We start from the raw sequence: 22,745 nt of genomic DNA, 5'->3' as shown, positions 1-22,745 counted from the left end.
GCGATTTAGCTGAGCTTTTTGCGCATCCGCTTTGCGCGCGCTTTCGGGCTGGGATGCGTTTTGGTCCATGCGAGCCCGCCGCTGGGACCGCCCATGGCTTGCAGTTTTTCAAGCGCGGTCACGCAGGCATTCGCGTCATAGCTGTTGGCCTGCATAAATTCGAAAGCGTAATCATCGGCTTGTTTCTCGTGCTTTTGGCTGTGCTGCGCGCTGATCACATCTCCAAAGAATTTGCCAAGCTCGGTGTTGGACAATTGCCGCGCGCGATCATCAGCGGTTTGCGCGACGGACAGCGCGGCATCGCGCTGCAACGCGCCCTGCATGCGTTTCTTGGTGTGTTCGCGTTTCACATGGCCGATTTCGTGGCCGATGACATAGCGGACCTCGTCATCGGTAAATTCATCCATCAACCCTGCGAACACGCGAATGGTCCCGTTGGCCATCGCAAAAGCATTCACATCGCGCACCAGATAAGCTTTGATATCAAGGTTCAGCCCGTCATAGCTTTCCAGCCCCTGCGACAACGCCGCCATGCGCTGGCCGTAAGGATTGTCCATGCCAGCGACGGGGTTCTTGTTATCCATGTCCGCGCTCATCTGGTCGAAGAACACTTTCATTTCGGCATCGGAATAACTCGCCGCCTTGGCGACTTTCTCTACCGACTTCATGATATTGCCAAAACTCTGCGCGCTGGCGGGGGCTGCAATGCTCATCCCGCCAAACAAAGTGGCCATCGCGACAAATTCGCGCCGCGATGGGGTATAATCGTGCTTACTCATAGTACCCTCATGCAAACAATAGGATCCGGTTTACGCCGGAACGTTTTGTTTATTCACCATAATCACTTGAGGATAGGTAAATTCCAGTAGGCCTTCTTTGCCATATTCCGCGCCAAAGCCTGATTGCTTGTGCCCGGCAAAAGGCGTGTGCGGGGTGAGTTTGAGGAACTGGTTGACCCACACAGTGCCCGTTTCCAGTTTCTCGGCGATTTCCACCGCCTTGTCCTCATCCGCTGACCAGACCGCGCCTGCCAGACCATATTCGGAATTGTTCGCGCGTTCGATCACTTCATCCTCGCTTGAGAATTTCATGAGCGGCATGACAGGGCCAAACTGTTCCTCTGCCACAATCCGCGCGTCTTCGGGCGGGTTGTCGAGAATGGTGAGCGGCACGAAATAGCCGGTGCCCGATGGATCGGTGTCGCCGCCGGTGAGGAATTTATAGCCTTTGTCCTTGGCATCCTCGATCAGTTCCAGAACGCGCTCATACTGTTTCTTGTTCTGGATCGGGCCAACGCCGGTGCCCTGTTCACTGCCATCGCCAACGGTCACGTTTTTCGCGTAATCGGCAATGGCCTGGCTCAATTCGTCATAGATATCTTCGTGGATATAGACCCGTTTTGCCGCGATGCAGATCTGGCCTGCATTGGTAAAGCTGGACCAGAACAATTGTTCAGCCACCTTTTTCGGATCAGCATCGGGCATTACGATGCTGGCATCATTGCCGCCCAATTCCAGCGTGATGCGTTTGAGATCAGCCGATGCGCCTTCCATGATCTTTTTGCCGGTCGCGGTGGAGCCGGTGAATGTGATCTTGTCGATATCGGGATGCGCGGTGATCAGCGGGCCAAGGCTGTCTTCGCCCGTGATGATATTCACAACGCCGGCAGGCGCCGCATCCGCGATCAGTTCGGCAATGCGCAGAGTTGTCAGCGGGGTGAAAGGCGAAGGTTTCAAAATGATCGTGCAGCCCGAAAGAATTGCCGGGCCGATTTTTTGCACCGCCATGGAAACAGGGAAATTCCACGGCACAATCCCGCCCACAACGCCAACGGGCACGCGGCGGGTGCGGATGGACTCCTTGTCATCATCCTTGTTCATTTCATCATCAAGGTCGAGTTCTGATTGCGTCGCCATCATATAGGCCGCGCCCATGATTTCGCCTTTGGCCTGAGCATGCGGTTTGCCCTGTTCTGCGGTCAGCAGGCGGTACAATTCTTCGGTGTTGTCCGATATCGCCTTGGAGATCGCCATCATTGCCTTGCGGCGCTCTTCGATCGGAGTTTTCTTCCAGCTTTCAAACGCGGCGCGCGCTGCGGCCACCGCTTTATCCAGTTCACCCGCCCCGCAAGCGGGCACCTGGCCGATCACTTCTTCGGTGGCCGGATTGACCACATCGAGCCAATTGCCTGTTTCGATCATCTCACCATTGATGAGATTTTTGTACTGTGTCGCCATCGGATTTTCCTCTCAAAAAACATGGTCGCAGCATCGCGGCCGCGCAGATTTGCTGTTTGCTTTATGAAGGTGGCGTGTTGCAGATTAAAACGCAACTGCGCATTCAATAGGTGCCTTTGCAAACTGGCGCTTCTGGTTGCGCTATTGTCATGGCAGCGTATGGCACGCCTCAGCAGGAGAACCGCAGATATGTCTGATAGCCCCATGCCGGGAAACAAAGCCGATCTCGTCTTTTACGGCAGCCCCGTTTCGCCTTTCATGCGCAAAGTGGCTGGTGTTTGCATTGAAAAGGATGTGCCGTTTGAAATTGAAGCGGTCGATGTGTTCAATCCGCCCAGCTGGTTCACCGAAATCTCACCGATGAAACGCATCCCGGTGATGCGCGACCGGTCCATCGCCAGCGAAGGCACGGGCGGCACAATCGCCGATTCCAGCGCAATTTCAGGCTATATCGAGAAAAAGCACCCCGCCGCGCCGCTTTATCCCGCAGAACCGTTCGCCCATGGCCGCGCGCTGTTTTTCGAAGAATATGGCGACACCGCGCTGGCCGCAGCGGTTGGTCTGGGCATTTTCCGCCCGATCTTTTTCGCGATTATGAAAGGCTCTGAGCCAGATGTGGCCGCCGCCAAAAAGGCGTGGGCGGAGCAGATGCCGCCCGTCCTCGATCACCTCGAAGGATCGCTGACCGGCGCGCAATATTTGGCAGGGGATGCGTTCTCGATTGCCGATATCGCGGTGGTGTCGTGTTTTATGCAGGCAAGCCTTGTGATCGAAACCCCGATTGATAATTGGCCCGCATTCAAGGAATATTTCGAAAGGCTCAGCGCGCGTCCGGCAATCGCACAACCCTATGCGATGGCAGACAGGTTTATCCGCAAAGCCTTGCCCGAACGCTTTGACCTAGCATAAAGCGCTGCTGTTTAACCCAATAGATACAGATTGAAGGCACGCGGGATAACCATGGCGAGCGACTGGTGCATCGGGATCATTGGCGGCTCAGGGCTCTACGAGATAGAAGGCCTTGAGGATGAACAATGGATCGCGATTGAAACGCCTTGGGGCGATCCGTCCGACGAGATTTTGTGCGGCACTTTGAACGGGGTGAAAGTGCGCTTTCTCCCTCGCCATGGCAGAGGCCATCCGATCAGCCCGACAGAACTGAATGCGCGCGCCAATATTGATGCGCTCAAACGCGCCGGCTGCACCGATATTCTGGCGATTTCTGCGGTGGGTTCGCTGCGAGAGGCGATTGAGCCGGGCCGCTTTGCGATTGCCGAACAATTCATTGATCGCACCGTGGCGCGCGCTTCCACCTTTTTCACCAGCGGGTTTGTCGCGCATGTTTCCATGGCCGATCCCGTCTGCCCGCGCCTGTCTGAAATGGCAGCAAAAGCGACTACGGCGTGCAAAGGCAAAGTGGCCACTGGCGCGACGTATCTTGCCATGGAAGGCCCGCAATTCTCCAGCCGCGCGGAAAGCCGGATGTACCGCCAATGGGGCGCGGACATTATCGGGATGACCGCCATGCCCGAGGCCAAGCTCGCCCGCGAGGCAGAGCTGCCTTATGCGCTGGTCGGCATGGTGACAGATTATGATTGCTGGCGAGAAGGCGACGCGGTCGATGTCGCGCAGGTCATCGCGCAGATGAGCGAGAACGGCGCATTGGCGCGCGAAATGGTTGGCAAATTCATGGCCGGCCTGCCCAAAAAGCGCAAAGCCTCCCCGATTGATACCGCTCTCGATGATGCCGTCATCACCGCGCCCGGCGAACATGACCCCGCGCTGGTTGCCAAACTGGATGCAGTGGCGCGGCGCATATTGTAAGCGAGCGCGCGTCTCCTGCCTACCCGATCCGCTTTGCCCAATCGCCTTTGAGTGGTTCAAATTCGTCCACTCTGATCGCCTGCCACACGCCGCCAGTGTAATAGGGATCCGCTTCGAAAATGGTGCGCGCTTCTGCTTCGTCTTTGGCTTTAATGACAAGCAGCGAACCGATCATTTCGCCGCCGCGTTTCAACGGCCCGCCAACGGCGTATTTGTCTTCAAGGCTGGCAACATAATCGAGATGCGCGGCGCGGTGGACCATGCGCAATTTCGCGCCCATTTCGCCATCGCGGCAGTGAAAGCAGAACATAGGCATGGCTGATACGCTCCTTTTCGCTTCCCCGACGCGCATCCCATCTAGCCAGCCAGTGATGCGCTATCAAGGTGCGCTATCAAGGTGCGAGAGGCTTGATCCGGCACGCGGTGAGGCGCAAGTTGCAATTGCAACTATTCGAGTCGCGCCAGCAAAGGATCATGCACGCCTGTGACCACGCCCGATCTGCCATCCGGCTCCACCCACCAGATTGATCGCGCAGCCCTGCGCCGGGCCTATCGCGCCGACGAAGACACCTGCATTGCCGAGCGTCTCAAGCAGGCAGCGCCCGCACGCCGGGTCAGCGCCGGCGCGGCCGCGCTTGCGATTGATCTGATTGAGGGCGCGCGCCAACAGAAAGCGAGCGGCATTGATGCTTTCCTCCAGCAATTCGGTCTCGACACCGAAGAAGGCATTGCGCTGATGTGCTTGGCCGAAGCGTTGTTGCGCGTACCCGATGCCGAGACCGCTGACGCGCTCATCCGCGACAAAATTGGCGATATTGATTGGGGCGAACATCTGGGCGAAAGCAGCTCAACTTTTGTCAATGCGGCGACTTTTTCGCTGATGCTGACAGGCGAAGTGCTTGATCCGCCCGAAGAAAAGCAGAAAGGCATGGGGCCAGCGCTCAAACGGGCAATGAACCGCATGGGCGAACCCGTCATCCGCACCGCCACATTGCAGGCCATGCGCATTTTGGGCGGGCAGTTTGTCTATGGCCGCTCAATCGAAGAGGCTTTGAAACGCGCCGCACCGCAGCGCGCCAAAGGGCTGACTCATTCATTCGATATGCTGGGCGAGGCGGCGATGACATTCGCCGATGCGGCCAAATATCGCGCTGCTTATGAGGGCGCGCTTGATCGACTGGCGAAAGAGGCCAAAGGCGGCGTTGGCCCATCACCGGGCATTTCGGTGAAACTGTCCGCGCTTCACCCAAAATACACCTTTCTGCACGCGGGCGAGGCGCGCGCCGATATTGTGCCTGTGGTCCGCGATCTGGCAATCAAGGCCCGCGATGCCGACATTCATTTCACCATTGATGCCGAAGAGGCAGAGCGGCTGGAACTCAGCCTTGATATAATCGAGGCACTGGTTGCAGACGACACCTTGTTTACTCGCGCCGATGGTTCGCGCTGGGATGGGTTTGGCCTGGCGCTGCAGGCCTATCAGAAACGCGGCGTGCCATTGTGCGATTGGGCCGCGAAATTGGCTCGCCGTCATGGGCGCAAACTGTTCGTGCGGCTGGTAAAAGGCGCCTATTGGGATGCGGAGATCAAGCTGGCGCAGGTTGGCGGCTTTACCGATTATCCCGTCTTCACGCGCAAGCTTGCCACCGATGTATCCTACCTTGCTTGCGCAGCGCGCTTGTTTGAGCATGACGATGCAATCCGTCCCGCCTTTGCCACGCATAATGCATACACGATTGCGGCGGTAAAACAGATGAGCGGCGGCAAACCATTCGAGTTTCAGCGCCTGCACGGCATGGGCGAAGAAGTGTATGATGCGCTGCGCAAACTTGAAGGCAGCGCGCCCACCCCAGTGCGAATTTATGCGCCTGTTGGCGGACACAAGGAATTGCTCGCCTATCTGGTGCGCCGCCTGCTTGAAAACGGAGCCAATACCAGTTTCGTCAACCGGATGGGCGATGCAGGGACACCCGCTCAGGACCTGGTGAGCGATCCTGTGGAAGAGCTTGACGCGCTTGCCCCGCGCCGCAATCCGGCGATCCCCCTGCCATGCGATATCTTTGCAGACCGGGTGAATTCAGCAGGCGTGGACCTATCTGATCCGCTGGTGACAGCCCCTTTGCAGGCGCAGCTTGATGCGCTGGCCACGCGCCAGTGGCATGCCGCCCCCACATTTTGCGAAGCTGATCCGGGCGAAATTGCCCCCATCACGATGCCGCATGATCGCGCAGCGGCAGTCGGCACGCGCCGCGATGCGACGCAGGCGGAAGTGGAGGCAGCCTTTGCGCGCGCTGCTGAAATTCAACCCGGATGGGACGCGTTAGGCGGCGAAAAACGCGCGGTGCTGCTTGAAGAAGCGGCCAATCTTTACGAAGCGCACACAGCAGAATTTCTGTCGCTGTGCACGCGCGAGGCAGGCAAGACGCTGGTCGACGGCGTTGCCGAATTGCGCGAAGCGGTCGATTTTCTGCGCTATTACGCTGCAGAGGCGCGCCGCCAATTTGCCGCCCCGGTGATACTGCCCGGCCCGACGGGCGAGGAAAACACATTGAGCCTGCATGGGCGCGGCGTGTTTGCGGCGATATCTCCGTGGAATTTCCCGCTTGCGATTTTCACAGGCATGATGTCGGCAGCGCTGGCAGCGGGCAACACCGTGATTGCAAAGCCTGCTGAACAAACTCCGCTGATCGCCGCCTTTGCGGTCGAATTGTGCCACAAGGCAGGCATTCCGCCAGAGGCCTTGCAACTGATGCCAGGCGCAGGCGATGTTGGACAAATGATCACCGCCGATCCGCGCCTTGCAGGCGTCGCTTTCACAGGCTCCACGCAAACGGCGCGCGCAATCAACCAGACACTGGCCGCGCGCGATGGGCCGATTGCTACCCTGATTGCGGAAACAGGCGGGCAGAACGCGATGATTGTCGACAGTTCAGCTTTGCCCGAACAGGTCGTGCGCGATGTGCTGGCAAGCGCGTTTCAATCAGCCGGCCAGCGCTGTTCGGCGCTGCGCGTGCTCTATCTTCAAGATGATGTCTATGACGATATGTTCGCGATGATCCGCGGCGGGTTTGAGGCGCTATCGGTTGGCGATCCTGCGCAGCTTTCCACCGATGTCGGCCCTGTGATTGATGAAGACGCGCAGGCCGCGCTTGAACGCCATATCGCCCGGCGCCAGCAATCAGGCCGCACGATTTGGCGCCATGCACATGCATCTGACCCTGTTCACGCTTATGGCCAAAGCTGCTTTGTCGCGCCCACCATTATCGAGATTGACGGCATTCTGGATCTGAAGCGCGAAAATTTCGGCCCTGTCCTGCATGTGGCGCGCTTTACAGGCGATCAGCTGGGCGCAGTGATCGATGATATCAATGCCTGCGGATATGGGCTCACTTTGGGCCTCCACAGCCGGATCGCTGCCACGCGCCGATTTGTGCAAAGGCGCGCGCGGGTCGGCAATTTCTACGTCAACCGCAACCAGATCGGCGCGATCGTGGAAAGTCAGCCTTTTGGCGGCGAAGGCTTGTCGGGCACTGGCCCCAAAGCGGGCGGCCCGCATTACCTTGCCCGGTTCGCGGCAGAGCGGGTGGCCTGTGTCGACACAACCGCAGCTGGCGGCAATGCGAGCCTGTTGGCAAGCTAACCCCTTGGCGAGCAAACGTTAGCGCGGTAAACGCTCCGCCATGACCCAACGCCTTCGCCATGCGGCCACTTTGCTCGTCACTTTGTTTGCGCTCACCTGGAGCGGGACCGCCTTTGCCGCTGTCCAGATCCATTTTCACAGCTTTAACGGCTCTGTCCTGTTTGGCCGCTATCCGCACACATTCATCGTGCTCGAAGGGACGCTTGATGCCACGGGCGAGGTGATCAAGGAAAATTACGGCTTTTCCGCCCGCAAGGCGAATATGTCTGTGCTCAATGGCCCGGTTGAACATATGGTGCTGGCGGAAAGCGATAAGAATGTGAAGAAGACCAATCGTCATTTCTCTATGACAATCACTGATGCGCAATACCGCCGGATTATCGCCGAAGTGAAGAAATGGCAGAACGCGCCGGGCAAGTATTACGACCTCGACACGCGCAATTGCATCCATTTCGTGGGCCGCATGGGCGAGCTTTTGGGCCTCAAGGTCGAATATCCCAAAAAGATGCTGCGCCGCCCGAAAAAGTGGCTGAACCATATCACCGCGCTGAACCCCAAATTGGGCGCAAAGGCGATTTGACGATACGTTTTGCCCCTGCCTCTGTCCCTGTTTCTGCCTTGGCTGCGGCTGCGGCGCTCGCTTTTGGGCTTTCGCCCGCGCTCCCCCTTGCTGCGCAAAATGCCGAAGCGCAGGCTGATAGGCCAGAGCTGGAAGAGGTCTGGACCATCACTGGCGGCCCCTATGGCTCCAAGCGAAAATTAGACCCGACTATCGCGGTCACACCCGGCACTGTCTTCATTGATGCCATGGTGCCCAAAGGAAACCGGGATCACGAAATCGTGCGTTCATTCGGCACCCGCGACGGCAGGCCGGGCGCGGTGATCCAGCATCCTGACGGCGAAGCGTTTGAAGGGCTGGGCGACAATATCGCTGCCAATGCGCGCTTCACGGTCACCGCTATCAGCGGGAAAGCGCAATTTGGGCGCGGGGGTGAATTGCTGGTCTATGACACGGCCACTCTCAAACTGCTGCACCGCATCAGAAACCCGCGCGCCGCCGCATCATATTACTTCGCCAGCACCGGAATTGCGCTTGTGGGGAGCCGCATTCTTGCTGCTGTCCCGCAGACCAATGACAATATCTCCACTGCCTGGGTGTTTGATGCAGCGACCGGCAAAGTTCTGCTGACGATCGACGAGCCTGACCTGCCCGATCCCAAGCTTGGCAAACCAAGACGCAGCGTGTTTGGCCGCAGCGTGGCAATGAATGACCGATATATCGCCATTTCTGCCAATGGCCGAACAGGACGCGGCGGCCTTTACGCCAAGGGCATCGTCTATGTTTTCGATGCGCGCGATGGATCGCTGCTTCACCGCCTCACATCACCCGGATCACCCAAAGCCAGCCTGTTTGGCGCTGGTCTTGCGATGTCGAAGGAACGCCTGTTTGTAACCGGGCTGGATGAAGTGAAACTCGATCCCGAAGGCGTGGCGACCGGCGGCGATATAAACTGGCCGGTGGGCAAGCTGCATGCCTTCAATCTGGCAACAGGGGCGCTTGAATACACTTTGTCTGATACCGGAGCACCCGAGACTTTAACCGATATAGGTGCCGGCAAAGAAGGCTGGGGCCTTGGCAATGCGATCAGCGCGGATGGGCCATATCTGATATCAGGCCTTCCCGACTGGTCAGGGGCGCGGAAAAACCAGGGCGGCTTTATCGTCTTTGATGAACGGACCGGCGAACAATTGCTGCGATATGCGCACGAAAGCGGCCCGGCCTATGGCAGGTTTGGCAAAGCCATTGCAGCGCGCGGCGGGCTGATTGCTGTCATGGGCGAATATGAAGAAGGCGGGCCGGGCGCCGAACGCGTAGTGCTTTACCGTTTGAAAGAGCGCGCAGAGTAAAGCGTGTCAGCGCCAATGCGCCGAGACACCCCCAACAAAGTTCCTCCCGCATCTTGCCCTAAGCCGCGCCTTGCGAGAACGTGTCCTCATGGCAATTCTTTCAGACAAATGGATTCGCGACCGCGCGCAGAACCACGGCATGATCGAACCTTTCGTGGAAGCGCAGCGCCGCGAAGGGGTGATTTCCTATGGCCTGTCCTCCTTCGGCTATGACGCGCGGGTTGCGCCTGAGTTCAAGATTTTCACCAATGTAAACTCAGCCACCGTTGATCCCAAAGCGTTTGATGCCGGCAGCCTGGTCGACCGCGAAACCGATGTGTGCATCATCCCGCCCAATTCCTTTGCGCTGGCACGCACGGTCGAATATTTCCGCGTTCCCGAAGATGTGCTGGTGATCTGTCTTGGCAAATCAACCTATGCGCGCTGCGGCATCATTGTGAATGTCACTCCGCTGGAGCCGGGCTGGGAAGGTCATGTGACGCTGGAATTTTCAAACACCACTCCGCTGCCTGCCAAAATCTACGCCAATGAAGGCGCGTGCCAGTTCCTGTTCCTCAAAGGCAATGAACGCCCCGAAGTGACCTATGCCGACCGCGCGGGCAAATATATGGGCCAAAAAGGCGTGACGCTCCCTCGGTTATAGGGCCGGGGTTGTAGGGGCGTGCTTCACTGGGCATAGTCGCAACAGAAAAAGCCAATTCAGCACGCCGCCTTTTAACGCACTCCGATCCGTTCAACGGGGCCATCAAATGTTGGCACTGACATCACAAAGGGATCGGTGGGATAGCCAATGGCTTGCTCTTCCAGCATGCCAATCGCGATCTCTTCTCCCATTCGCACGCTGTCGTAATAATCGGTGAAGTAATGAACGCCGGCCATATTGCGCCCGATGGATATGTTCGCGGCCAGCTTGTTCAATTCCCCTTCGAGTGTCAGCGGGCATTCGATCTGATGCGCCACCAGATTTTCGCCCGTCTCATCGGTGACGATCTTGATGTATTTCACCGCAAATTTCGTCCCCTTCTGGGCCGCCGTCTTGCCCGCGATCTGTTCTGCGGTGAAAAATCCTGTTTCGCTGGTGGTGTCGCCGTTTTGCGTGGTGTCGATCTGGACCAGAATGGCCGATGTGTCGAAAAACGCCTTGAGCACAGTGACACACGCGCCCGCGACCGTTGCATGGCCTGCGCCATAAGCGGGGTGCATGGGTGACCCTTCGGCAAAGGCCATAGGCAAGAGGATCGTGTCGGTGTCCTTGCCTTTGCCGCCGATGGCGCTGTTATGCGTGCGGATAGCGGCCGCTGTCGGGTTCAATCCTGCAAGCGTGCCCGTCAGCGCGCCGCAAACGCTGGGATAAGCGCTTTCAATCTCGCACGCTTTTTCCAATCGGCCTGCCAAAGCCTCGGGGCGCAAGCGTATGTGATTGTTGAATTTTTGATAACGCACCGCTTTCAATGCGCGCGTTGCCACTTCTGTGACCAGCGTCAGGATATGCGGCCCGCCATACAGCGCAAATCCGCCTGCATTGCTGGTTTTCATATCGCCAGTTGCCGCATTGGTCAGCACGCTGAAGCCGCTGCCACCCGACAGATTGTCAAACGCCGGATCGGTTGCTGTGCCCGCAGACCACAGAATAAGACACGCATTGAGATAAGCCTGATACAGTGCATCAAAATGCACATAGGTCGCCAGATCGCGCGGTGTGTGAATGAAGCGGCGTGTCGCTCCCCTCAATGCCTGCCCCGATGGCGAACCATCAGATGCGGTCACGCCGTAACCCTGTTGCACTTCGAGCCAATCGCCAAAGTCGATCATGTAATCATCGCGCACAGGCGCTGCGGGCACTCGCTGATCCACGCTCTGCGCGCCGTACCCAATATAGCCATCGAGAACGTCGCGATTGCCCGTCCGATCCGCATTGCCCATCAACATGAAGGCGGAGAGATAGGGGCCTTTATCAGAGCCGGGAGAAGATCCGCGAAAGATGGTTTGCGCATCCAAGGCGTTGCCGCTGCCCAGTTTGCGCGGGCGGCCTTCAAATTCACAGCAATCAGACACATGCTGGATGTATTCCATAGCGTTTAACCGGTCGATGGACGCTGTGAGATCAGGCGCATCGCCATGGTCGTCAAACTGCGCAAAAGGCACATCGCGCACCAGCGCCAGTTCATAAACCTCCGCCATTTCGAAAGTCAGTTCATCGCTGCCAAGACGCGGCGCGGGTGCCATGGTGACAGCTTGCGCATCGGGCCCTTCCAAATCGAAGACCAGACCTGCTGTGGGCGCTTCCCACAGACGGCGCGGCTGCTCCATCGGAACGCAAACGCGGGTGGTGAATGCCTCGATTTCGCCCACGTCGATGGCATGGCGGAACGCCTCGAAATGATTCTTATCTATAATCAGCCCGGTGATCTTGCAGTGATCAAGCCCCTTGGTAAAGCTCATCAAATACTTGGACGAGGCAAAGGCCTGTTCATCGCCATTGGCTTTGTGTTCGGGGTGGGCGCGATTAAAGGCGAGTTCCGCAGCATGTTCACGGAAACGCTTGGCTTCTATTCTACGGTCATTGTTAAGAGGCATCGCTTTATCCTTATTCATTTAAGAAACAGACTATGCGACCCGTCTATGATTTGGATAGATAGACGCCTTTTCGAATAAATATTTGTACAGATACGACTTTAATTTACGCGTTTACTAAAAACGGACTAATATTAGGTAATGTGAATAATATTGATGGCAGGCGGTTCTGAAAACGCGATGGGTTGAGGGATTTTTGCGCCGCGCATTTTCCTACAGAACCGGATTTTGCTTTAAACGCGCGGATGAATGCTGAAATCTCTCCTGTGTTGGCTCTCTTGTCGGGCGTGTTTGTGGTCTCGGCACAAGGGGCAAGGTGTGCGCTTCAAAAGCGGCTCAGTGCGCCGCACTACGGTGGCATGTTGGCAGTTTTGGGTGACACAGCGCGCGGCTACAGTGACGCTTTGCGCAAATTGGTGACGGTTTTGGGGCAAGAGTGACGCAATGGCGGTTTTACCCTCTGGACCGTGTAACATGCGGTCCATGTGTTCCTCACGCACGATGAACCGAGTGCTTGTGGCAGCGGCAGATCGGGCTTTGACACTGGCCTGCTCCGCGCGCATGGGAGAGGCAAAGGAGACACACAATGGCAGACACTGAATTCGACATCATCGTATATGGCGCAACCGGCTATACCGGACGGCTGGTCGCTGAATATCTGCACAACCACTACGGCGCATCGGGCAACGCGCCCAAATGGGCAATGGCGGGGCGTTCGGCGGATAAGCTGGAAGAAGTGCGCGACCTTATCGGCGCACCTGCAGATACGCCGCTGGTGGTGGCCAATGCCGACGACTTGGGCGAACTCGAAGCCATGTGCGAGCGCACCCGCGTCGTCATTACTACAGTCGGCCCCTACCAGCTTTACGGCGATAAGCTGGTGCAAGCCTGCGTCACCACAGGCACCGATTATGCCGATCTGTGCGGGGAACCTGCATGGATGGCGGACAAGATCGCTCAGCATCAGGATGCCGCCAAAGCGTCCGGCGCGCGCATCTGCTTTTCCAGCGGGTTCGACAGCATCCCCTTTGATCTGGGCGTCATGATGACGCAGAAGGAAGCGGCAAAACGCTTTGGTGCGCCAGCAAACCGCGTGCGCGGGCGCGTGCGGGCAATGGCGGGCACGTTTTCAGGCGGGACCGCAGCCAGCCTGACGGCGACGATGAAAGCGGCAGCGAAAAACCCCGCGATCTTCAAAACGCTTGCAAGCCCCTTTGCGCTGACACCTGGTTTCGAAGGGCCAAGCCAGCCGACCGGCATGGTGCCGCAATATGAAAAAGACCTCGACAAATGGGCCGCGCCGTTCGTGATGGCGCCAATCAACACCAAAAACGTGCACCGCACCAATTTCCTGCTTGGTCATCCTTATGGTGAGGATTTCCAGTATGATGAAATGATGCTGACCAGCCCGGGCGAAGCGGGCAAGAAAATGGCCGAGGCGGCGGCTGATATGATGAAAAACCCGTTCGGCTCAAAACCGCCAAAGCCGGGTGAAGGCCCATCCAAGGAAGAACGCGAAAACGGCTTTTACGATGTGCTGTTTGTCGCCGAAGGTCCGGATGGAGAGAACCTGCATTACGGGGTCAAAGGCAAATATGATCCGGGCTATGGATCAACCAGCCGCATGATCGCAGAAACAGGTATGGCGCTGCTGGAAAGCAAAGCAGAAGGCGGCGTTGGCACACCTGGCGCGTTTCTAGGTGAAGCGCTGGTCAAGCGCCTTGAAGAACACGCCGATCTGACATTTACACTGGAAAACTAGGCGAAAAAAGGGCGGCCATTCGGGGGGATGAATGGCCGCCCTGCTCCCGGGTCGCTTGGGAACTTGAGAAACGGTGTGAGCTTTTAGAAACTGAACCGCACGCTCGCGCGGAAATTGCGTCCGGGCAAAGGCACAAAATCCTTGGTAAAGCTGGTGTGACGGCGGCCGGTTACATCAAAGATGTTGTCCGCGCTCACCAGCACAGTCACGCTGTCATTGGTGGGGATCGGCTGCCAGGACGCGCCAAGGTTTACGAGAGTGAACGCATCAGTGGTGGTTTCAAACGCGGCCACATCGTTCTGCTCGGCGAACCATTCCACTTCGCCGCGCACGCCAAACGCGCCCATTTCCGCATCAAGTGCGGCCAGCAGGCTGAATGGCGGCAAACGCGGGACAGACCCATCTGTCCCGCCCATCATGGGATCGCCATGGAGATCAGCCGAAACATATTCAGCCCGCAAATCGGCGGTGAGGGCAAACGTGTCCTGCTGAACCAGCGGAACGATCAAATCGGCCTCAAACCCAAAGAAGGACGCATCTTCCTGAAGGATCTGGAACACGGGCAAATCATCTTCTTCATCGCCTGTGGGCGACAGGAAAATGAAATCATCAAATGACTGATAGAACACCGCAAGATTAAACCGCGTATCGCCAAGGCCTGCGCTTACGAACGCTTCCAACCCCCATGCGCTTTCGGTGTCGAGATCCGGATCACCAATTTCAAATGCCTGCGTTGCGATATGCGGGCCATTGGCGAACAGCTCTTCACCAGCGGGCGCGCGTTCGGCGCGCGAACCGGTCAGGCCAAAGCGGGTGCCGCCTTCGGTAACGAGGACGGCGGACAATGCGCCGGAAAACAGGTCAAAATCACGATCGAGCGCAAGGGCATCAGAGCTGACATCGACATGCTCATAGCGCCCCGCTGCCTCGATCTGCACGCCGCCAAGGTCAAATTCCTGCACCGTGAACAGCGCAAATTGGGTTGTGAAGTTGGGCGGCACGAACGCTTCTTCGCCCACGGCGGAAAAATCGCGCGCGGTGTATTGCGCGCCAATAACGCCGCCTTCGCGCTGGATCAGTTCGGCGCGCGCTTCGAAACTTTCGGTGTCGAATACAGTGCCAACTTCATCGCCTTCAAATTCGGTGTGCGTGTAATCGGAATAACCTGCACGCACATTCAAGGCTGAGAAGAACCCGCCGCCCAGCACGATTTCAGCGCGCATATCGGCGCGGAATTGCTCAAGGCCGATTGAGACAACTTCTTCGCCCTCTTCCTCTTCGCCTTCTTCTTCGCCTTCTTCGCCATGCGCATGTTCGCCGCCCGGACGGCCAATCAGGCCGTAAAAGGTATCGTAATACCCGAGAGAGGCCCCAATGCTGTGTTCGCCAAGAAAGGCGGTAAACCCGCCATTGACCGTCCAGGTTTCGGTCCCGCTATTGGGCAGGAACCCGCGTTGATCGGCGGTTTCGCGCAGTTCTTCGGCTTCTTCGAATTCGCCTTCTTCTTCCTCTTCAGCAGCATCTGCGAGCAAATCAGCGCGCAAATCATCGGTCAGCTGAAAACCGGGAATGGAAACATTGCCCGTATCGCGCCAGCTGCCATCGACATGCAGCACCAGGTTGGGGCTGACAGCGAAATCGACAGATGCACCGCCCGATATGAGATCAGTCGCGGTGTCTGCGGCGGCAAGGGCATCAACACTGAACCCGTTTTCGGGCACTTCGCGCGGGATACGCTTGTCGATCACATTGACGACGCCGCCGATTGCCTGGCTACCGTAAAGCAAAGACGCAGGCCCGCGCAGAACTTCGATCCGTTCAATGGTGAGCGGTTCGGCCGTGACGGCATGATCGGCGGATGTGTTGGACACATCTGCGGTGCCCAGCCCATCGATCAGGACCCGCACACGCTCCCCGTCAAATCCGCGCAGGATTGGCCGCGATGCGCCGGGGGCAAAACTGCTGGCCGAAACACCGGGCAATTTGGCCAGCACTTCGCCAACCTGTCCATTAAGATCGCGCTGAATGTCCTCTTCATCGACAACCGATTTGCCAGCAAGGAAATCGAGCTCTTTCAATCCTTCAGCGCTGACGATGATCCGGTCGCGGCCTTCGGCGCCATCGCCCGTTTCATTTTCCTCGTTAGCAAGAGCAGGAGCCGCGCCCATTGCGGCCAAAAATGCTGTCGCAATCGCAAAGCGCGAAGCACCATTCACTTTGAGGCTGGTCATTATAGCTTCCCGTCAAATCCGTGTGATAATATATCATTCATCTAACGTGATGGGTTCGCAGCGCAAGGGGCAAACGCCTTTTTCATGCCTGCGGGCGCAAAAACCAAACTGGCGCTGCACCTGCGGCATGAAGGACACACTGATCACCGGCAGACGGCAAAACCAAGGGCTCGGTGCAATCTGGCTGCGCTACCTGCGGTGCTTCGCTTGCTCCGGCCTAGAGCGCGGGAATGGCCGATTTCGCTTCTGCGGGCGCGTCATATTGATTGGCGAGACTGTGCTTCAATACTGCTGCGAACCATTGGCCTGCAAAATTGATGATAAAATTTTTTTGTAAATCAAACGACTTATCCATTTTACTTTGATTTCATTGGAAACGAATTTTGTAGGGAAAGACTAGCCCTCGCCAATTCTTCTGAATTGCCCAAGTGACGAGTGTTTTGATCGATTCCGTTGCTTGAATAATTCGCGAAATTTCGTATAGTAATGACTATGGCCGAAATCCTAGAACCCGAACTTGCTGATCCTCTCGAAGGCGTCCGCGAAGATGCGAAAAGCATGCTTGCATCGCTGTCCGCGCGCCAGAAAGAAGTGCTTGAGCTTAAGTCGCGCCGCCCCACCCCTTCGAACAAGGAAATTGGGCGCAGCGTTGCTGGCGGTGCGATTTCGCCCAGCATGGTTGAAAAGCACCTCACTCGCGCGAAGGTCAAAATGGGCGCGGAAACGATTGACGATGCCATCGTCGAATTTGTGATGGCCAGAGCGCTTGTGAAAGACCCCACGTGGGGCTTTGGAGACCTCGAATTGGGTGAGGCTGTCGTCCAAAAACTGGCTCGGGCGCTGCCATCGGATGTCGGGCACCAGTTTTGGACCTCACCTGAGTTCAAAGACTTTGTGAAAGACCTCCGCGGCAGCGGCCCGAAGGCTTGGGATGCCCAATTTGGGTCGGCATGGCGATTGATACCAATTGTCATGATAGCCGTCACAGCGCTGCTCTTAGTGGGCAGTTCATTGGTGATTGCTAACGCTCTGGATGAAAGGCATGCTGAACAGCCTTCGTAACCGCCATCGGAGACGAAGTATGACCCTGCACACCACTGTTCAACACATGAGCGATGAGTTCCATTCCATGACGAATGAGCTCGACACATTGATCGAAAGCCTGTCCGGCCAATTGGCAAACGCCACACAAGTGCGCCGTGAAGCTGGCATGACCGGCGTTGAAAGCCAGCGGACCATCGCGCACCTGACTGATGCCCTTTCGCGCGCTACCGAGCTGCGCAAAAGCCTGACTTTGGCACACAGCTCTTCAGAAAAAGACGCAGCCAAAGCCGATCTGCCATTCACATGCCCAGACTTTGCTTCGCTTGAAACACCTTATCTGCGTGCTGTGGGCGACAGCTAAGAATGTATTTGCCGGACCTCGCGATCCCCGCAGTTGCCGTATTCTTCGCGTTTTACGGCGCTGTGTTGATGTTGGCTTGGTTGCTGGGCGGTGCACCTGAACGGACGGGCGTTTACACGCTCGCCGGAATGTTCATCGCCCAAGTCGCCTTGTATTCAGTTTTCGGCGACCCTCGCTTTGAGGATGTCGATGCTGTCGCAGCAACATCGGACGCGATTGGTCTGGCTGGCTTTACCGCTATCGCGTTGAAAGCCGATCGGCGCTGGCCGCTATTTGCAGCGGCCATGCAGTTGGTCAGCCTTATGGCGCATTTTACGCATGGATTTCAGGCCATGATCGGCCAATCCTATGCTGATTTTAAATCGGTCCCGACAATCGCAGCCATCGCCTTTCTGCTTGTCGGCTTAGTGTTCCACCGGGCGCGGCTGTTTTCGCGCGGATTTGATCGCGACTGGGTTCCGTTCAAGGAATATGACGAGTACCGAAAACTCGCGAGAGAAGCGGAAGAATACTGATTGTCGCAAAGCCGCTTGGCGGGAAATCAGCATTCGTCAGCCTTCGATAAATGGAGCGGGCGAGGCGATTCGAACGCCCGACCCCAACCTTGGCAAGGTTGTGCTCTACCCCTGAGCTACGCCCGCTCACTGACGTCTCCACAGATTGGCGAAATTCGCACATCTCTGCTGGGGAGGCGGCGCAAGTAACAGCGCTCCTCGCACCTTTCAAGCACAAATATTGCTTGATCCTATGCGGCCAAGGCTTCAGCGAGGAGATACGCTTCACAAACCGCCTGCAAACCCCACATGATGAAGCCAGCAATCCGCGCAAGCATGCGTGACGACACAATCGCCCAAAGGAGCACGAGCATTGGCCAGCATGGGTCTTAACATTGACGAGCAGAAAGCTGTCGAACGGTTTCGCACTGAAGTGGTTGAACCTTCGCAGACGAAACTTGTTGTCCTCGATTTCTGGGCGGAATGGTGCGGCCCGTGCAAAGCGCTCGCCCCGATGCTGGAAAAAGTGACCGCCGAATATGCGGATAAGGGCGTAGTTCTGGCGAAACTCAATGTCGATGAAGAGCAGTTCATCGCTGGTCAGTTTCAGGTCAAATCGATCCCGACTGTCTATGCCATGTTTCAGGGTCAACCGGTCGCTGATCTGACAAGCGCACGCACTGAGACACAGTTCAAGCAAATGCTTGATCAATTGCTTGAACAGTTGCCAATCACTGCGGGCGCACCGGGCGATGCGCTCCAAGGCCCCTCAGCGGAGGAAATCGAACAATACATTGCCCTAGGCGAAGAAGCGCTGACCGCGGGCGATGCACAGCGTGCCGCCGGTATTTTTGCTCAAGTGACCGAATTTGCGACCGATAATGCGCCCGCGCATGCCGGGCTTGTGCGTGCACTGGTGCAATTGGATCAGGTTGATGAGGCGACTAAAGTGCTCGAGGCGATCAGCGCCGATCCCAAGCTGTCCGCCGACCCTGCAATAACTGCTGCCAAAAGCGCAGTGGAGCTTGCTGGTACACAGGTGGATGATGGCGAGCTGGCTGGGCTCAAATCTGCCGCTGACGCCGCGCCTGATGATATGGATGCACAGCTGGCCTATGCCGAAGCAGCCTTTGCAGGGGGCGAACGCGATGCAGCGGCCGAAACGCTGCTGGCCATGGTCAAAGCCGACCGTGAATGGAATGACGGGGCTGCGCGCGCCAAGCTGTTGCAGATTTTTGAGGCGACCGGCCTTGAGGATGAATGGGTGGTGGCCACGCGCCGCCGGCTATCCAAGATCCTGTTTGATTAAGACAGGACACACCCGAAAATGCCCACTCGCCTTTCGATCTTTCCGCTAACCGGCGCCGTGCTGTTTCCCGGCCTGCAATTGCCGCTGCACATCTTTGAGCCGCGTTACCGCGCATTGGTTGGCGATTCGCTTGTGCGCGACCGGCGCATCGCGATGGTTCAGCCGCAAATGCCCACCGATGGCGCGCCGCTCTACTCAGTTGGCTGTGTCGGACGGATTGGCGAGATCGAGGCGATGGAAGATGGCCGGTACAATCTCATCCTTGAAGGCGAATCCCGATTCAAGATGCTTCGCGAACTAGACGTGACCAGCGCGTTCCGTCAGGTCGAAGCGGACCTGATCGAAGACGATGAGAACGAAACACTAAGCCATGCACAGCGTGGGGGTTTCGAAAGCGAAGCGCGCGCTTTTGCCGATATGCAGGGTTACAAAGTTGATTGGGATTCGGTTGAGCGGCTGGACGATCAATCGCTTATCAATGGCGTATCGCAGATCGCGCCGTTTGATCCGGCATCGAAACAGGCCTTGCTCGAAGCGCCCACCTTGTCAGACCGGTGCGAATTGCTTGTTCAGCTGATGCAGTTCTTTGGCCGCAGCGACGGCACCGAAGAAATTACAACCTTTCAATAAGCCCCTATGCGAGCGAAAACGCACCGCGCAGGCCATCAATGACATATTGCGCCGCAAGCGCTGCCAAAAGCACACCCAGCAGCCGTGTGACAACCGCTTCGACATTATCGCCCAACAGCCGGATCAACGGGCCAGCGGCAACCAGCGCTGCGGCCGTGATGACCAGCACCACCCCCAAAGCGGCAAACACTTCTATCGTCTGAGCCGGAGTATCCGCTTCATTCATTAGCAGCATGACCGCCGCAATCGCGCCTGGTCCTGCAAGCATGGGCATTGCCATGGGGAACACCGACACATCTTCAACTTCAGGATTGGCATTGACCTTGTCAGCGCGTTCGGTCCGGCGTTTGGTTCGCTTCTCAAACACCATTTCAAACGCGATCCAGAACAGCATCAGCCCGCCTGCAATGCGGAAACTATCAAGCTCAATATGCAGCGCGCCCAAGAGCGCCTCACCGAAAAAGGCGAAGATCGTTAGAATGATCGCTGCGATCCCGACAGCGCGCAAAGCCATGTTGCGCGCCTGCGCAGCGCTGGCCTCTTTTGTCAGCCCGGCATAGATCGGCGCGCAGCCTGGTGGGTCGATCACCACAAACAGCGTGATAAAGGCAGAGACAAAAAGTTCGGGCAGCATCATGGTCAGGCAGCAATCAGGCAAAGTCGAATGGAGTCAGGCCCGCGCCCTCATCATCATTCGCTGCTGGATGCAAGCCCTTCTTCAATCGCCGTCACCCATTCGCCATCGTAGAAATAGTCTGCAACGACATAAGGATTGCCATTGGCCTGGTGTTCCCAGCGCCAACGCAAGGTGCCATCGCGCGACAATTGCGCATCGCCCGCTTCATCCCCGCCAATGGGGACAGCAGGCGGAGGCGGCACAGCATCGCCAGAGCGCGGACAGGTCGCCACCAACCCAAGCACCGCATCAATCGCAGTCACAACGATATCGCCATCTTCAAATTGTTTCCGCGGCGGGGGCTGCGGATTGTCGAGGATCGCGGTGTTATAGCTCCATTTGTAGCTGTTGTCGGCTTGTCTGACCCACGTGAAGACGTAATTGCCAAACAGCCCTTGCGCATCGCGATAGCGCCCTTGGGTAAGAGCAAGCGAGCCATCACAGCTCATCACAACGGTGCGCGTGCTCCATTCGCCGGTATTGCCTGTGGTCAGGAACGTGCCAGCTATTGCCGCAGCATCACCCGGGCCGGTTGGTGAATGCCAAATCGCGCCCGGCACGGCGAAATTGTCGCTCGCCGCCGCTACGCCTTCGGTTTTCGTGGCCTGAGCATATTCAATTTCGCGCGCGACAATCGCGCTTGGCTGCGCTTTACCCGGCGCGGTCGCCAGCACACGGTTGATAACCTTGGTCGGAGGGCCGCGGCGTTGACCGTCTGAACACGCCGTAATGGTTAGCGCTGCAACGCCCAAGACAAGCCAGGTGCCCGCGTATTTCACAAACCCTCCGGCGCGGACAGGCCCGCATTGCGGAAAGCTGCGACCAGAGTGTTTCTGAGCAAGACCGCAATGGTCATTGGCCCCACGCCCCCAGGTACAGGCGTGATCGCGCTGGCGACTTCGCTCGCCTCACCAAAGGCCACATCGCCGACAAGCCGCCCCTTATCCTTGCCCGGTTCAGGCGGCAGCCGATTGATGCCCACATCGATCACTGTTGCACCTTCTTTCAGCCAGTCCTTGCCGATCATCTCTGGCCGGCCCACTGCCGCGACCACGATGTCTGCACGCTTGACGACTTGTGCCAGATCCTTGGTACGGCTGTGCGCAATGGTCACCGTTGCATTGGCGTCCACCAGCAATTGGACCATTGGTTTGCCCACAATATTAGAGCGCCCGATCACAACCGCCTCAAGCCCCGATAGATCGCCCAAACGATCCGTCAGCAGCATCATGCAGCCAAGCGGAGTGCACGGGACAAAGCCTGTTTGCCCGACGCTCAACCGGCCTGCATTGATAACGTGAAAGCCATCGACATCCTTGTCCGGACTGATCGAGGCAATGATCGATTGTTCATCAAGATGACCAGGCAAAGGCAACTGCACCAAGATGCCATCGACGCTGTCATCCTTGTTCAGCTGATCGATCAAAGCGAGCAGATCAGCCTCTGACGTATCGGTGGGCAGTCGGTGTTCAAAACTTGCCATATTGGCAGCGACGCACGCTTTGCCCTTGTTGCGGACATAAACCTCGCTCGCCGCATCTTCGCCCACCAGCACCACGGCCAGCCCTGGCTTTCGCCCGGAAGCATCAGCAAAACCCGCAGCAGAAACGCCGACGCGTTCGCGCAGTTTTGCAGCAAAAGCTTTGCCGTCGATCCGGGTCGCCGTCATCGTTTCGTTATCCGTAAATTATAGCCGAAAGCACAATCAGCACCGCACGTAGAGCCAAAATCAGCACAATCGGCGAAAAATCTATCGCGCCTGTATCGGGCATAATGCGCCGAATGGGCCGCAATATCGGATCGAGCAACGAATTGATCGAGCTGTAGAACGCCATCAGAAACTGATTGGTCGGGCTGACAACATTGAATGCAAACAACAGTCCGATCACGAACTGGATGATGATGAGCATCACAAAGACGTTCACCACCATGGACAAGATATCAAACAGAACTTCCAGACCAGCCATGTATTCGTTTTCCTAGGTCGCGACCGCTTGTGCGGCATGGTTCATTTTCTCGAGGCGTATTGCTTACCTAATACGCCTTATAGGATCG

General features: G+C 57.2%; 21 protein-coding genes and 1 tRNA gene. 12 read left to right on the top strand and 10 right to left on the bottom strand.

Annotated elements, in window-relative coordinates; genetic code table 11:
* Positions 1-5 precede the first annotated feature (5 nt).
* Positions 6-779: a M48 family metalloprotease gene (locus AC0V6L_RS07060; protein WP_486153602.1), complete on the bottom strand. Its 774-nt coding sequence runs from the start codon at positions 777-779 to the stop codon at positions 6-8.
* Positions 780-809: 30 nt separating this feature from the next.
* On the bottom strand, positions 810-2,237 hold the full coding sequence (locus AC0V6L_RS07055) for an aldehyde dehydrogenase family protein (RefSeq protein WP_486153601.1): 1,428 nt from the start codon (positions 2,235-2,237) through the stop codon (positions 810-812).
* A gap of 189 nt (positions 2,238-2,426) precedes the next feature.
* Here AC0V6L_RS07055 and AC0V6L_RS07050 point away from each other — a divergent pair, with 189 nt between their 5' ends.
* The gene (locus AC0V6L_RS07050; protein ID WP_486153600.1) at positions 2,427-3,146 is read left to right on the top strand and encodes a glutathione S-transferase family protein; all 720 of its coding nucleotides are present in this window, start codon (positions 2,427-2,429) and stop codon (positions 3,144-3,146) included.
* 51 nt (positions 3,147-3,197) lie between these two features.
* Positions 3,198-4,061, top strand: coding sequence for an S-methyl-5'-thioadenosine phosphorylase (gene mtnP / locus AC0V6L_RS07045; RefSeq protein WP_486153599.1), 864 nt, complete (start codon positions 3,198-3,200; stop codon positions 4,059-4,061).
* A gap of 19 nt (positions 4,062-4,080) precedes the next feature.
* Here the strand turns inward: mtnP and AC0V6L_RS07040 are convergent, their stop codons facing one another.
* Entirely contained in the window at positions 4,081-4,377 is a 297-nt protein-coding gene (locus AC0V6L_RS07040) for a YciI family protein (RefSeq protein WP_486153598.1), read from the bottom strand.
* 168 nt (positions 4,378-4,545) lie between these two features.
* On the opposite strand from AC0V6L_RS07040, the gene putA reads away from it, so the two are divergent.
* From putA to dcd, 4 genes are all read left to right on the top strand, one after another.
* On the top strand, positions 4,546-7,701 hold the full coding sequence (gene putA / locus AC0V6L_RS07035) for a bifunctional proline dehydrogenase/L-glutamate gamma-semialdehyde dehydrogenase PutA (protein WP_486153597.1): 3,156 nt from the start codon (positions 4,546-4,548) through the stop codon (positions 7,699-7,701).
* Positions 7,702-7,741: 40 nt separating this feature from the next.
* A complete protein-coding gene (locus AC0V6L_RS07030) occupies positions 7,742-8,281 on the top strand; it encodes a hypothetical protein (RefSeq protein ID WP_486149563.1) in 540 nt (179 codons plus the stop codon).
* A complete protein-coding gene (locus AC0V6L_RS07025) occupies positions 8,227-9,609 on the top strand; it encodes a YncE family protein (RefSeq protein WP_486153596.1) in 1,383 nt (460 codons plus the stop codon). Before AC0V6L_RS07030 ends, AC0V6L_RS07025 begins: the two co-directional genes overlap by 55 nt.
* 88 nt (positions 9,610-9,697) lie before the next feature.
* Positions 9,698-10,252 carry a dCTP deaminase gene (gene dcd, locus AC0V6L_RS07020; RefSeq protein ID WP_486153595.1) on the top strand — a complete coding sequence of 185 codons (555 nt, stop codon included), beginning with the start codon at positions 9,698-9,700 and terminating at the stop codon, positions 10,250-10,252.
* 71 nt (positions 10,253-10,323) lie between these two features.
* Here dcd and AC0V6L_RS07015 read toward each other — a convergent pair whose 3' ends face one another.
* A complete protein-coding gene (locus tag AC0V6L_RS07015) occupies positions 10,324-12,186 on the bottom strand; it encodes a vanadium-dependent haloperoxidase (RefSeq protein WP_486153594.1) in 1,863 nt (620 codons plus the stop codon).
* A 583-nt stretch (positions 12,187-12,769) separates the two neighbouring features.
* On the opposite strand from AC0V6L_RS07015, the gene AC0V6L_RS07010 reads away from it, so the two are divergent.
* On the top strand, positions 12,770-13,945 hold the full coding sequence (locus AC0V6L_RS07010; RefSeq protein ID WP_486153593.1) for a saccharopine dehydrogenase family protein: 1,176 nt from the start codon (positions 12,770-12,772) through the stop codon (positions 13,943-13,945).
* An 83-nt stretch (positions 13,946-14,028) separates the two neighbouring features.
* On the opposite strand, the gene AC0V6L_RS07005 is transcribed toward AC0V6L_RS07010, so the two are convergent.
* Positions 14,029-16,176, bottom strand: coding sequence for a TonB-dependent receptor (locus AC0V6L_RS07005; RefSeq protein ID WP_486153592.1), 2,148 nt, complete (start codon positions 16,174-16,176; stop codon positions 14,029-14,031).
* A gap of 486 nt (positions 16,177-16,662) precedes the next feature.
* Here AC0V6L_RS07005 and AC0V6L_RS07000 point away from each other — a divergent pair, with 486 nt between their 5' ends.
* Genes AC0V6L_RS07000 through AC0V6L_RS06990 form a run of 3 tightly spaced genes read left to right on the top strand, consistent with a single transcriptional unit; the run spans position 16,663 to position 18,096 of the window.
* Entirely contained in the window at positions 16,663-17,238 is a 576-nt protein-coding gene (locus tag AC0V6L_RS07000) for a hypothetical protein (RefSeq protein ID WP_486153591.1), read from the top strand.
* Between the two features lie 19 nt (positions 17,239-17,257).
* Positions 17,258-17,581, top strand: a complete 324-nt coding sequence (locus AC0V6L_RS06995; protein ID WP_486153590.1) for a hypothetical protein — start codon at positions 17,258-17,260, stop codon at positions 17,579-17,581.
* Between the two features lie 2 nt (positions 17,582-17,583).
* The gene (locus AC0V6L_RS06990; protein ID WP_486153589.1) at positions 17,584-18,096 is read left to right on the top strand and encodes a hypothetical protein; all 513 of its coding nucleotides are present in this window, start codon (positions 17,584-17,586) and stop codon (positions 18,094-18,096) included.
* A gap of 51 nt (positions 18,097-18,147) precedes the next feature.
* Here AC0V6L_RS06990 and AC0V6L_RS06985 read toward each other — a convergent pair.
* Positions 18,148-18,222 (bottom strand) — tRNA-Gly (locus AC0V6L_RS06985).
* Between the two features lie 235 nt (positions 18,223-18,457).
* Between AC0V6L_RS06985 and AC0V6L_RS06980 the strand changes: the two genes are divergently transcribed.
* Both AC0V6L_RS06980 and AC0V6L_RS06975 read left to right on the top strand, forming a co-directional pair.
* Positions 18,458-19,384: a tetratricopeptide repeat protein gene (locus tag AC0V6L_RS06980; protein WP_486155069.1), complete on the top strand. Its 927-nt coding sequence runs from the start codon at positions 18,458-18,460 to the stop codon at positions 19,382-19,384.
* An 18-nt stretch (positions 19,385-19,402) separates the two neighbouring features.
* Positions 19,403-20,014 (top strand): LON peptidase substrate-binding domain-containing protein, encoded by a 612-nt coding sequence (locus AC0V6L_RS06975; RefSeq protein ID WP_486153588.1) that lies wholly within the window; start codon positions 19,403-19,405, stop codon positions 20,012-20,014.
* Positions 20,015-20,018: 4 nt separating this feature from the next.
* On the opposite strand, the gene AC0V6L_RS06970 is transcribed toward AC0V6L_RS06975, so the two are convergent.
* From AC0V6L_RS06970 to AC0V6L_RS06955, 4 genes are read right to left on the bottom strand one after another with little or no spacing between them, the layout of a single operon-like run.
* Positions 20,019-20,645 (bottom strand): MarC family protein, encoded by a 627-nt coding sequence (locus AC0V6L_RS06970; RefSeq protein WP_486155068.1) that lies wholly within the window; start codon positions 20,643-20,645, stop codon positions 20,019-20,021.
* A gap of 59 nt (positions 20,646-20,704) precedes the next feature.
* A complete protein-coding gene (locus AC0V6L_RS06965) occupies positions 20,705-21,469 on the bottom strand; it encodes a hypothetical protein (protein ID WP_486153587.1) in 765 nt (254 codons plus the stop codon).
* Positions 21,466-22,359: a bifunctional methylenetetrahydrofolate dehydrogenase/methenyltetrahydrofolate cyclohydrolase FolD gene (gene folD, locus AC0V6L_RS06960; RefSeq protein WP_486153586.1), complete on the bottom strand. Its 894-nt coding sequence runs from the start codon at positions 22,357-22,359 to the stop codon at positions 21,466-21,468. Before folD ends, AC0V6L_RS06965 begins: the two co-directional genes overlap by 4 nt.
* 7 nt (positions 22,360-22,366) lie before the next feature.
* Positions 22,367-22,657, bottom strand: a complete 291-nt coding sequence (locus AC0V6L_RS06955) for a YggT family protein (protein ID WP_486149539.1) — start codon at positions 22,655-22,657, stop codon at positions 22,367-22,369.
* Positions 22,658-22,745 lie beyond the last annotated feature (88 nt).

This window comes from Erythrobacter sp. JB1-15, from assembly GCF_057365035.1.
This window is presented reverse-complemented; position numbering and strand designations above follow the sequence as displayed.